Below are 11,041 nucleotides of genomic sequence, written 5' to 3'. Positions count from 1 at the left end.
GACCCGCTGCTATGCTCTCCCCCAGACTCGGCGTTCTGTCAGCACGCCGTGCCGGCCGGCCCCGCGGTTTCCCGCCGCCCGGCCAGGGGCTCGGCCCCGCAATACCTTCGCGTGTCCCTTTTTCGTGGAGCAAACATGACCGTGCCAGTATCTCCGCTCACGTCCGCCCTGGCGCAAATGCAGTCGATGGCGGCGCAGGCGGCCGGCGGCCCCACCGCAGCCGACGAATCATCGGGGGCGGCGACGGCCGGCGGGTTCGCGGCGGCGCTCAAGGCGTCGCTCGACAAGATCAGCGACGACCAGCAGAAGGCCGTGGGCGAGTCGCAGGCGTTCGAGCTGGGCGCGAACAACGTGTCGCTCAACGACGTGATGGTCGACATGCAGAAAGCGAACATCGGCTTCCAGTTCGGCCTGCAGGTGCGCAACAAGCTCGTTTCGGCCTACACCGACATCATGCAGATCCAGGTGTGATGCCCGCCGAAGCCTTCGCCCGCGCAACGCGCTAAAGCTTCCTCCCCTACGTTCCGATAACCCGGCTAGAACTGCCCGCCGCCGCACATGCGCGGCATGTCGGGCGACCGTATTCAAGCCAACGTCATTCGAGGAGGAGCGCCGATGTTTTCCCCTGCCCAATCTGGAGCCAGCGCCTATGCACGCGTGGGCGTCGAAACGGGGGTCATGGGTGCAAGCCCGCACAAGCTGATCGAACTCCTCTACCAGGGAGCGCGGCAAGCCATTGCGCAGGCACGTATGCACTTGCAGGCCGGCAACGTCGGCCCACGCTGCGAGGCGATCGCCAAGGCGATCCGCATTGTCGAAAGCGGGCTCCAGCTCGCGTTGAACATGGAGGCGGGCGGCGAGATCGCCCAGCGCCTCAATGCGCTGTACAGCTACATGGCGCGGCGCCTGCTGGAAGCCAATATCAATCAGAGCGAGACCATGCTCGTCGAGGTCGACGGACTGCTGGCTACGCTCGAAGAAGCCTGGTTGGGGATTGCGCCGGAAGCGGCACGGATGGCCGAACAGTCATCCGCGCCAGCAGCCGGCACATGGACGAGATGAGTTCAAAAGCAGACTACTTCGCCCGCTACGAAGCGATTGCGGCCGTGTCGGGGCAAATGCTCTGCGCGGCGCGCGATGCACACTGGAACGATCTGATCGGCTTGCAGGAGGAATACCGGAGCCTCGTCGACGCCTTGAAGGACGGCGAGGCGGCCGTACTGCTCACGGTCGCCGAGCGGGCGCGCAAGTACGAACTCATTCGTCAGATCCTCGCCGACGACGCCGCCATTCGCGACCTCGCAAGCCCTTGCATGGCGCGCCTTTCGGCGCTTTTTTACGGCACCGTGCAGCCCGCGCGGGTCCTGCAGGAAATCTACGGCGCACGCTAGCGCGGTGCGCCGCGCGAGAGGCGCGTTGTGAGCGGCATGTGAGCGCTGTGCGCAGATCCGGAAAATCATGAACGGAATCGACACCGGAGCCGCCGCGCTCCTCGCGAGCCGCATAGCGGCGCTCACGCCGGTCGGCCCGCAAGGCGCCGCCGGAGCGGCGCAAACGGGCGTTTCCGCGCTCGCGACAGGCAGCACAGCCCTCGCCGACACCGGCACCAGCCCCGGCGGCACGCAGGACTCGACGCAAACCGTTCTTTCGGCGGTTGCGCTCGCGCTCGACGCCATCATCCGATCGGGCGGGGAGGCGACGTCGGCCGTGGTGGGCCGCGCGCCGCTCTGGGCCGATCCCGGAGCCGGCGGTTCGGCCGAGGCGCCGGGCGGCGCGGCCAGCCTGCCGCTGCCCGGTCTCGCGGGCGCCGAAGGCGAGGCGCTGGAAGCCGCGCTGCTGGCGGACCCGGCGCTCGCGGCCCAGGCCGCGGCGAGCGACTCGCCGGCCGGGGCCGGCGTCGGCACGCAGGCCGCAGCGGCCGCGCAAACCTCATCCGCTCAAGCGGCGCAAGCCGCCCAGGCCGGCCCGGTCGCGGCGCTCGCCGCTTCGCTTGCGCAGACCGTGAGCGAGAGCGGGCTCTTCTACGAAGCGCATCTTGCCGAGTGGCTGCGCGGCCAGCGCTCGCCCGCCGAGCTTGCCGAGGAACCGCAGAACCGCCTGCTCGCGTCGGGCTCGCAGCTCCCGCTGGACTGGAGCCGCGCCGCGGACGACGTCGACGACGTGCAGTGGACCGAAGCGTTTTCCGACGCGCCCGGCGGTGCCCGAGGCGACTCCAGCGCCGCGAATGCCGCCAACGCCGGCGGGGCGCGCGCGTTCCCCGCGTTAGCCGATCTGACCGGCGACGCCGCCATGGGCCAGCCCCAAAACCCGGCGCGTGCAGGCGCCGCGCTCGCCGACACGCTGCTGCCCGCCATGCACGATGCGGCCGCGCAGGCCAACGGTTCGCCGGTCCATCCGGCCGTGGTTCCGCTCGTGCGCCAGCAGCTCGACCTGCTCGCGACCGGCGAGTTTCGCTGGAACGGCGAGGCGTGGCCGGGCGTGCGGGTCGACTGGAGCATCCAGCAGGACGACTACGACGCCCGCGATCCGCGCCACGGCGCCGGCGGCGCTGACGCCGGCGACCTTCCCTGGCGCACGCGCCTCACGCTCGCGCTGCCGAAGCTCGGCACCGTCGATGCGGAACTCACGCTCACGGGCTCGACGCTCGCCGTGCGCGTGCAGGCAAGCACGGGCGGCGCCGCGCGCCTCACCGCGGAGAGCGAAGCGTTGCGCGGGCGGCTCGAGGCGCTCGGGCTCACGCTCGCGGGGCTCTCGATCCGCGAAATCGGCAGCGGCGCGGCGGCCAGCCCCGCCGACGCGGCGAAGGCCGCGAGCGCCTACGCTGCGCAAACCGCGAGCGCGAACGCCGTGGCGGACGCGCCTGCCGCGCCCGCCACCGAAGCCAACGATCACGACTGGGAGCTGTGATGAGCCGCACGCACCGCCAGAGCGCCGCGGCGCTCGCCTACGACGCCCCGGACGGAGACGGCGCGCCGCGCGTGGTCGCGAAGGGCTACGGCCTCGTCGCGGAGATGATCGTGCAGCGCGCGAAGGAAGCGGGCCTCTATGTGCACGAGGCGCCGGAGATGGTCTCCTTGCTCATGCGCGTGGACCTGGACGCGAAGATTCCACCGCAGCTCTACCAGGCGGTGGCCGAGCTGCTTGCATGGCTGCACCGGCTCGAAGCCGACGACGCAGCGAAAGCCAAAGAGGCCGCCGAAGCGCGCAACGCCCGGCCGGGCGACGCCGCATCTGGCCGCGATATCCGCGATATCCGCACGATTGGCGGCGCGCGGCGCGGCCGCCCCGCGCTGCCGTTCAAACCTTCAACATCAACCTGATCAGCAGGCCGAACCGCTTGCCGTAGGGCGGGGCGACGAGTCCGCGCGCGTTCAGGCGCGACTGGGTGAAGACCGGCTTCATCTTCGAGAACGTGACGAAGCCCTCGTAGCCGTGATACGCGCCCATGCCGCTCGCGCCGACGCCGCCGAACGGCAGCCCCTCGGCGGCGATGTGCATGAGCGTTTCGTTCACCGACATGCCGCCCGCCACCGTTTCGCGCGTCACGCGCTCGACCGTGGGCGCGTCGTCGGCGTACAGATAGAGCGAGAGCGGGCGAGGACGCGCGTTCACGTAGCGCAGGGCTTCGTCGAGCGTGTCGTAGGGCACGAGCGGCAGGAGCGGCCCGAAGATCTCCTCCTGCATGAGCGCGGTCTGCGTACCGGCATTCGTCACGATGACGGGCGCGAAGCGCCGCGCGGCGGCGTCGTGCGCGCCGAGCGCGTGCAGTTGCGCGCCGCTTGCCTGCGCTTCGTCGGCGAGGCGCGTGAGGCGTTCGAAGTGGCGCGCCGAGATGATCGACGTGTAGTCGCGGTTGTTCGCGAAGTCGGGATAAAGCTGCGCGAAGCGCGTGCGGGCGCGCGCGATGAAAGCGTCTTCCTGGCCGCGCGGCAGCAGCACGTAGTCGGGCGCGATGCAGGTTTGCCCCGCGTTCAGCGTCTTGCCGAGCAGCAGGCTGTCGACGGCATAGGCGAGGCGCGCGTGCTCGCCGATGATGACGGGCGACTTGCCGCCCAGTTCGAGCGTGACGGGCGTGAGGTTCGCGGCCGCCGCGCGCATGACCTCGTGCCCCACGCGCGTCGAGCCCGTGAAGAGCAGATGGTCGAACGGCAGCGCGCTGAAGGCGGCGCCCACGGCGGCGTCGCCGCTCACGACCGCCACATGGTCGCGCGCGAACGTCTTGCCGATCAGCGCTTCGAAGAGCGCCGAGGTCCGCGGCGTGAGCTCCGACATCTTGATCATGGCGCGGTTGCCAGCCGCGAGCGCGCACACGAGCGGGCTCGCGCCGAGCAGCAGCGGATAGTTCCACGGCACGACGATGCCCGCCACGCCGAGCGGCTGCGGCATCACCTTCGCGCGGCCCGGCAGCAGCCACTTGCCCACCGGGCGCCGACGCGGCTTCATCCAGCGTGCGCCGTGCCGGAGCGCGGCGTCGATCTCCTGCTTCAGGACGACGAATTCCGCAAGGGCGACCTCCGCCTTCGAGCGCTGGCCGAAGTCGGCGTTCATCGCCTCGGCGAGCGCGTCCTGGTGCGCGAAGAGCACGTCGCGCAGGGCCTTCAGGTTGCGGGCGCGCGCTTCCCAGGCGGGAAACGGGTCGCGCAAAAAGGCTTCGCGTTGCGCGGCGAGCAGGGCGTCCAGCGCCGCGGGCGGGCCGTCGGGCGGCGTGCTCGCGGGGCGCGAGAGGGCGTCGGGCAGGTCCTGCTTCATGGTCGGTCCTCGTGGAGTTCGGCGCGGGGGCGGTCGGGCGGTTCCGGGCGCGACGCAAACGCCCGCTCGATGATCGCTGCGTGGTCGAAGCGCGCGGGCAGCGTGCCGAACACGCGGTCGCAGTCGGCGTCGTGTTCGTCCAGACGCGTGGCGATGAACGCGTCCGCCATTTCCGGCGGACCTTCGCGCAGCAGCATGGCTTGCGCGATCAGCACGATCTGCTGCGCGATGCGCCGGGCGCTCGTCTCGCGCGTGCCCGGCGCGCCGTTGAGCAGCACCGAGAGGCGGTCGAGCGCGGCGTTCAGCACGGGGTGAGTCTGCGCGTCGCGCCGCCACGCAAGAAAGAGCGCCTGCGCGGCGTCGGCCTCGCGCTCCAGCGCGCGCAGCACGTCGAGGCACATCACGTTGCCCGAGCCTTCCCAGATCGAGTTGACGGGCGCTTCGCGGTAAAAGCGCGCCATCGGCCCGTCTTCGACGTAGCCGTTGCCGCCCCAGACCTCCATCGCTTCGCCCGTGAATGCAAGCGCGCGCTTGCACACCCAGAACTTCGCCGCGGGCGTGACGATGCGCCGCCAGGCGCGCGCTTCGAGCGCGGCGGCGTCGCTGGCGCCCGCGTCGCCGGACCCGGCATCGGCGCTGTCCTCGAACGCGCGCGCGAGACGCATGAAGAGCGCCGTCGCCGCCTCCGATTCGAGCGCGAGATCGGCGAGCACGTTCTGCATCAGCGGCTGCGCCGCAAGCACGCGGCCGAATGCGCTGCGGTGGCGCGCGTGGTGGATCGCCTGCACGAGCGCCGCGCGCATGAGCGCCGCGCTGCCGATCACGCAATCGAGCCGCGTATAGTTCGCCATCTCGATGATGGTGGGCACGCCGCGGCCCTCGTCGCCGACCATCACGCCGTAGGCGTCGAAGAACTCGACTTCGCTGCTCGCGTTCGAGCGGTTGCCGAGTTTGTTCTTCAGGCGCTGCACGTGGACGGCGTTTTTCGCGCCGTCGGGGCGGTAGCGCGGCACGAAGAAGCACGAGAGACCGTCATGCTCCGTGGTGCGCGCGAGCACGAGGTGGGCGTCGCACTGCGGCGCGGAGAAGAACCACTTGTGGCCGGTGAGCAGATACGCCGCGCCGCGGCCTGTCTCGACGCCCGCCGGACGCGCCCCGGTGCGGTTGCTGCGCACGTCCGAGCCGCCCTGCTTCTCGGTCATGCCCATGCCGATCATCATCGAACGCTTTTGCGCGAACGGCACGTCGCGCGGGTCGTGCTCGCGCGCGTAGAGCGGCTCGCGCAGCGCCTCGAATAGCGCGGGCTCGCGCTGCAGTACGGGAATGCTCGCGAATGTCATGGTGAGCGGACACAGCGACCCCGATTCCAGTTGCGCGTGCAGGAAGTAGCCCGCGCAGCGCGCGGCCATCGCGCCGGGGCGCGGGTCCGAAAACGGCAGCGCGTGCAGCCCTTGCTCGCGCAGCAACGCCAGCAGTCGATGCCAGGCCGGGTGGAATTCGATCGCGTCGATACGTTCGCCGCGCGGGCTGTGCGTCTGGAGTTCGGGCTCGTGGCGATTGGCGAGATCGGCGAGCGCCAGCGTTTCGGCTTTGCCTAGTTCGGCGCCATGGCGCGCCAGCGTCTCGCGGTGCCAGTCGGCGCCGGCGCGCGTCAGCGCCTCGCCTAGCGCGGCGTCGGTGGTGAAGAGGTTGTAGCCGGCGAGCGGCGGCGCCTGGTTCGTGACTTCGTGGGTCGTGCCGGGGCGATGCGTGACTTCCGTCGAGTCCATCTGCCTGTCTCCTGTGCAAAGCTGTCGACCGGAGCGGGCGCTACGGCGCTCGTCCAGTCCCATGCAAGGCGCGGCGACGCGCGCCGTTCGTGTTGTGTTCGTTGTCGTGACAGGGAAGCGGCGTGCGCGGCGGCCGCCCCGATCGAAGCGTCCGTGAGGTGGATCATGCATGTACGCTCCAGCGCTCCCTGCCCTTCTTGCTGGGCCCTTTCGGCGCTGGCGGCTGAACCGGCTTCCATCATAGGCGGCCACGCGGCTCCCCGTTTAGAGGGGATGCTCTGACATAAAAGCTAACCCAAGCCTTCGGCCGCTTCCTACAATGCGCCATTAAAACCGGAAACGAACGACCGTGCAAATAGCTTGCGTGGAGCGCTCCGGATGGGGGAGACGATGCAATACGACTACATCATCGTAGGCGGCGGCTCGGGCGGCGCGTCGCTGGCGGGGCGTCTGGCCGAACGCTGCCCCGCGGCGAGCATCGCGCTCGTCGAGGCGGGCCCGCATACGGCGCGCAATCCGTTCGTCAACATGCCGCTCGGCGTCGCGGCGCTCGTGCCGTTCCGCACGAAAAACAACTACGCCTACGAGACGGTGCCGCAGCCGGGACTCGCCGGCCGGCGCGGCTACCAGCCGCGCGGGCGCGGTTTCGGCGGATCGAGCGCGATCAACGCGATGATCTACACGCGCGGCCATCCGCTCGACTACGACGAATGGGCGCGGCTCGGCTGCACGGGCTGGGCGTGGTGCGACGTGCTGCCGTATTTCCTGCGCGCCGAGGACAACGAGCGCGGCGCCAACGCCTGGCACGGCGCGGGCGGCCCGCTCGGCGTGGCCGATCTGCGCGAGCGCAATCCAGTGGCCGTGCGCTTCGTCGCGGCTGCGCGCGAGGCGGGCTTTCGCCTGAACGACGACTTCAATGGCGAGGAGCAGGAGGGCGTCGGCTTCTATCAGGTGACGCAGCGCGGCGGCCAGCGCTGCACGGTGGCGCGCGCCTATGTGTATGAGCGCGGCAGGCCGAACCTGCATCTGATCGCGGATGCGACGGTCCTGCGCGTAACCTTCGACGGCGCGCGCGCGAGCGGCGTGGAGCTTGCGCGCGGCGGCTCGATCGAGACGCTGCAGGCGCGCGCCGAGGTGATCCTCGCGGCGGGCGCGTTCAACTCGCCGCAGCTCCTCATGTGCTCCGGCATCGGTCCGGAAGACGCGCTGCGCGCGCTCGGCATAACGGTGCGTCACGACGCGCCCGAAGTGGGCCGCAATCTGCTCGACCATATCGATTTCACCTTCAACAAGCGCGTGCATTCGAGCGAGACCATCGGTTATTCGCTGCGCGGCGCCGCGCACATGGCGGCGGGCCTCGCACGCTACCTGCATCGGCGGCGCGGCATGCTGACGACCAATGTCGCCGAGGCGGGCGGCTTTCTGAAGAGCCGGCCGGAACTCGATCGCCCCGACCTGCAACTGCACTTCTGCACGGCGCTCGTCGACGATCACAGCCGCCGCCTGCATTGGGGGCACGGTTATTCGCTGCATGTGTGCGTGCTGCGTCCGGCGAGCCGCGGCACGGTCACGCTGGCGAGCGCCGACGCGCGCGTCGCGCCCGTGATCGACCCGCGCTTCCTTTCCGATGCGCGCGATCTCGACCTGCTGGTCGAGGGCACCCGCATGGCGCGCCGCATACTCGACGCGCCCGCGCTCGCCCGGCTGGGCGGCCGCGAACTCTACACGCATGCCGGCCAGAGCGACGCCGAGCTGCGCGAGACGATCGCCCGGCATGCCGACACGATCTACCATCCCGTCGCGACCTGCCGCATGGGCGGCGACGCGCGCTCGGTCGTCGATCCGCAATTGCGCGTGCGCGGCGTGGAGCGTCTGCGCGTGGCCGACGCCTCGGTCATGCCGACGCTCATCGGCGGCAACACGAATGCGCCGAGCGTGATGATCGGCGAGCGCGCGGCCGACTTCATCGCCCAGACCTGGCGCGCGCGCGATGCTGATCGACAGCGCGTCGTCGTCTGACGCGTTGCTTCGTCCATCCCCGCGTGGCTCTCGCGTCGGCACGGAAAGCGGCCGCTTCCCTGACCGCCGCATCGGCTCGTTGCGAAGCGTTCCTCATGCGCCAAAAGCGCGGCGCATTCCCGCCGTTGTCCGGCGGGCGCCGCTTCACTCCGGCTTGCCCGGCCGCTTCTCGAGCCCCGGAGGAAGCACGAAGTCGTCGAGAAACGTGACCGGCTTGCCGTACTCCGCGCGCGCGACGTCGAGCCAGGCGCGCGCCGCATGCGAGAGATAGCCGCTGCGCTTCCAGCCGATCGCCATGTCCCAGGTGATCTGCGGCTCGCTCACGGGCAGGCACGTGAAACGCCCGGCGTCGAGGCGGCGCACGTAGGGCGCGGGCAGCAGCGCGATGCCCACGCCCGCGAGCACGAGCGCCGCCATCAGATCCCAGTGGCCGCTGCGCCCCACGACCTGCGGCACGAAGCCCGCGGTACGGCACGCGTTGAGCACGACGTCGTTGAGCGCGAGGCTTTCGCCGTAGAACACGAACGGCTCGCCGGCCAGCTCCGCGAGCGGCACGGCGAGCTTGTTGTCCCAGCGCGAGCCGCGCCGCGCGACGAGCCAAAGCAGTTCGTGCGAAACAGGCAGCACGTCGATGAGCGCCGGGTCCACGGGCAGCAGCACGCCGCCGAGCTCCAGCTCGCCCGAGATCAGCGCGGCCTCGATCGCGCGCGAGCCCTGCTCGAAGAGCTTGAGCTCGATCTTCGGATAGCGCTGGCGGAAGGTCGCGATGGCGGGCGTGAAGAGCGAGCCGCCCATCGGCGGAATGCCGATGGTGAGTTCGCCGCGCCCGAGCGTGCCGAGATCGGCGAGTTCGGCCTGCAACTGCGCCTGCGCGGCGAGCACGTCCTGGCCGCGCTGATAGACGATGCGGCCGGCGTCGGTGAGCACCATCTGGCGTGCGTCGCGCAGCAATAGCTGGGTGCCGGTTTCGTCTTCGAGCGCCTTCACCATCTTGCTGATGGTCGGCTGCGTGACGTGCAGTTTCTCGGCCGCGGCGGTGAAGCTCTGTTGCCGCACCACCTCGATGAAATAACGAAGCGCGCGCAGTTCCACGATCGGGACTCCAGAATTGGGCAGAAAAAGCGTTCGGCGGATGCCGATCTGGTGCATTCCAATATGGAATGTAGTAGATGATTCCAAGTCATTATACTTATAATCGGCTGAACCCTATACTGAGTTCCAATCCAGTGTCACTTAGGGTTTGCCATGACTGCTCCGAACGCCCCCGCGAAAATTTCCGAAAGCGCCGCGCACAGCACGGGCAGCGTGGCGGGTCTCGGCCGGCGCATTGGCCGCATCGCGGCGCAATCGGCGCTGCTGGCAGGTGTCTGGTATGCCGCCGACGCCCTCGCACGCGCCGCGCACCTGCCCGTGCCGGGCGGCGTGGTGGGCCTCGTGCTGCTGCTCGCGCTGCTTTTTTGCGGCGGCGTGACGCCTCGCTGGGTGAAAGCCGGCGCCGACTGGCTGCTGTCCGACATGCTGCTGTTCTTCATCCCGGCCGCCGTGGCCGCGGTCAACTACGGCGGTCTCTTTCGCGCCGACGGCTGGCGTCTCGTCCTCGTCGTGGTGGGCGGCACACTCATGGTGATGGTGGCCGTGGCGTTCGCCGTCGAGCAGGCCGCGCGGCTGGAGCGCCGTCTCGCGCTGCGCCGCGTGCGCCATGCGCGCCATCTGGTGCGAGCGTAGTCCCCGGCATTTGCCCACTGAGGATGATCCCGTCATGAACGCGTTCTATTCGTCCCTGTTCGCCGACGACGCCGCGCGGCTCATCGCCGCGGGCTGCTTCATCCTCACCGTCGCGCTCTATTTCGTCTCGAAGGCGCTGTACGCGCGCTTTCGCTCGCCGTGGCTCACGCCGCTCGTCGCGGTGCCGGTGGTGCTCGGCGCGATCGTTCTGGTGCTCCATATTCCGTATCCCGTCTATTTTCAGGACACGCGCTGGCTCATGTGGCTGCTCGGGCCGGCCACGGTGGCGTTCGCGGTGCCGATCCACGAATATCGCGACCTGCTCAAGCGCCACTGGATCTCGCTTGCGGTGGGCGTGACGGTCGGCATCGTCGTGGCGGTGGGCGGGTCGCTGGCGCTCGCGAAGCTGCTGCACCTCTCGCCCGACCTGCAGCGCTGTCTGATGACGCGGTCGATCTCGACGCCGTTCGCGCTCGCCGTCTCCGACAAGATTCACGCGCCGCGCGATCTCACCGCGCTTTTCGTGATCGCCACGGGGGTGTGCGGCATGCTGTTCGGCGAGCTTGTGCTCGGGCTCGTGCCGCTGCGCACGCGGCTCGCGCGCGGTGCGCTGTTCGGCGCGGCCGCGCACGGCGTGGGCACCGCGAAGGCCCGCGAACTCGGCAGCGAAGAGGGCGTGGTGGCGAGCCTCACGATGATGATCGCAGGCGTGGTGATGGTCCTGCTCGCGCCCGCCCTGGGATTCCTGCCGATCTGAGGTGCGCGCGCGCCGCCGTCAT

Annotated in this window: 11 protein-coding genes; 8 read left to right on the top strand and 3 right to left on the bottom strand. The window is 70.0% G+C overall.

Annotated features, from left to right (window positions below; translation table 11 throughout):
• The first annotated feature begins 135 nt into the window (after positions 1-135).
• The 5 genes from fliE to BLU17_RS18055 all read left to right on the top strand — a co-directional run bounded on the left by fliE (position 136) and on the right by BLU17_RS18055 (position 3,320).
• Complete coding sequence (gene fliE / locus BLU17_RS18075) at positions 136-471, top strand: flagellar hook-basal body complex protein FliE (protein ID WP_091999131.1); 336 nt, start codon at positions 136-138, stop codon at positions 469-471.
• 144 nt (positions 472-615) lie between these two features.
• Positions 616-1,062: a flagellar export chaperone FliS gene (gene fliS / locus BLU17_RS18070; RefSeq protein WP_091999128.1), complete on the top strand. Its 447-nt coding sequence runs from the start codon at positions 616-618 to the stop codon at positions 1,060-1,062.
• A complete protein-coding gene (locus tag BLU17_RS18065; protein WP_091999310.1) occupies positions 1,059-1,391 on the top strand; it encodes a flagellar protein FliT in 333 nt (110 codons plus the stop codon). Before fliS ends, BLU17_RS18065 begins: the two co-directional genes overlap by 4 nt.
• Positions 1,392-1,458: 67 nt before the next feature.
• On the top strand, positions 1,459-2,907 hold the full coding sequence (fliK, locus tag BLU17_RS18060; RefSeq protein ID WP_091999126.1) for a flagellar hook-length control protein FliK: 1,449 nt from the start codon (positions 1,459-1,461) through the stop codon (positions 2,905-2,907).
• On the top strand, positions 2,907-3,320 hold the full coding sequence (locus BLU17_RS18055; protein WP_091999124.1) for an EscU/YscU/HrcU family type III secretion system export apparatus switch protein: 414 nt from the start codon (positions 2,907-2,909) through the stop codon (positions 3,318-3,320). The genes fliK and BLU17_RS18055 overlap by 1 nt, the downstream gene beginning before the upstream one ends.
• Here BLU17_RS18055 and BLU17_RS18050 read toward each other — a convergent pair.
• Both BLU17_RS18050 and BLU17_RS18045 read right to left on the bottom strand, forming a co-directional pair.
• Complete coding sequence (locus BLU17_RS18050; protein ID WP_091999121.1) at positions 3,298-4,749, bottom strand: coniferyl aldehyde dehydrogenase; 1,452 nt, start codon at positions 4,747-4,749, stop codon at positions 3,298-3,300. The genes BLU17_RS18055 and BLU17_RS18050 overlap by 23 nt on opposite strands.
• Positions 4,746-6,518 (bottom strand): isovaleryl-CoA dehydrogenase, encoded by a 1,773-nt coding sequence (locus BLU17_RS18045; protein ID WP_091999119.1) that lies wholly within the window; start codon positions 6,516-6,518, stop codon positions 4,746-4,748. The genes BLU17_RS18050 and BLU17_RS18045 overlap by 4 nt, the downstream gene beginning before the upstream one ends.
• A 390-nt stretch (positions 6,519-6,908) precedes the next feature.
• Between BLU17_RS18045 and BLU17_RS18040 the strand changes: the two genes are divergently transcribed.
• Positions 6,909-8,537, top strand: coding sequence for a GMC family oxidoreductase (locus tag BLU17_RS18040; RefSeq protein ID WP_091999307.1), 1,629 nt, complete (start codon positions 6,909-6,911; stop codon positions 8,535-8,537).
• A 144-nt stretch (positions 8,538-8,681) separates the two neighbouring features.
• Here BLU17_RS18040 and BLU17_RS18035 read toward each other — a convergent pair whose 3' ends face one another.
• The gene (locus tag BLU17_RS18035; protein ID WP_091999304.1) at positions 8,682-9,629 is read right to left on the bottom strand and encodes a LysR family transcriptional regulator; all 948 of its coding nucleotides are present in this window, start codon (positions 9,627-9,629) and stop codon (positions 8,682-8,684) included.
• Positions 9,630-9,782: 153 nt separating this feature from the next.
• Between BLU17_RS18035 and BLU17_RS18030 the strand changes: the two genes are divergently transcribed.
• Positions 9,783-10,262, top strand: a complete 480-nt coding sequence (locus BLU17_RS18030) for a CidA/LrgA family protein (protein WP_091999116.1) — start codon at positions 9,783-9,785, stop codon at positions 10,260-10,262.
• Between the two features lie 34 nt (positions 10,263-10,296).
• A complete protein-coding gene (locus tag BLU17_RS18025) occupies positions 10,297-11,019 on the top strand; it encodes an LrgB family protein (protein ID WP_091999113.1) in 723 nt (240 codons plus the stop codon).
• Positions 11,020-11,041 lie beyond the last annotated feature (22 nt).

The sequence above is a fragment of the Paraburkholderia lycopersici genome, assembly GCF_900096975.1.
GTDB lineage: Bacteria > Pseudomonadota > Gammaproteobacteria > Burkholderiales > Burkholderiaceae > Paraburkholderia > Paraburkholderia lycopersici.
The sequence above is the reverse complement of the archived record's forward strand: the minus strand, read 5'-3'. Positions and strand labels throughout refer to the sequence as shown.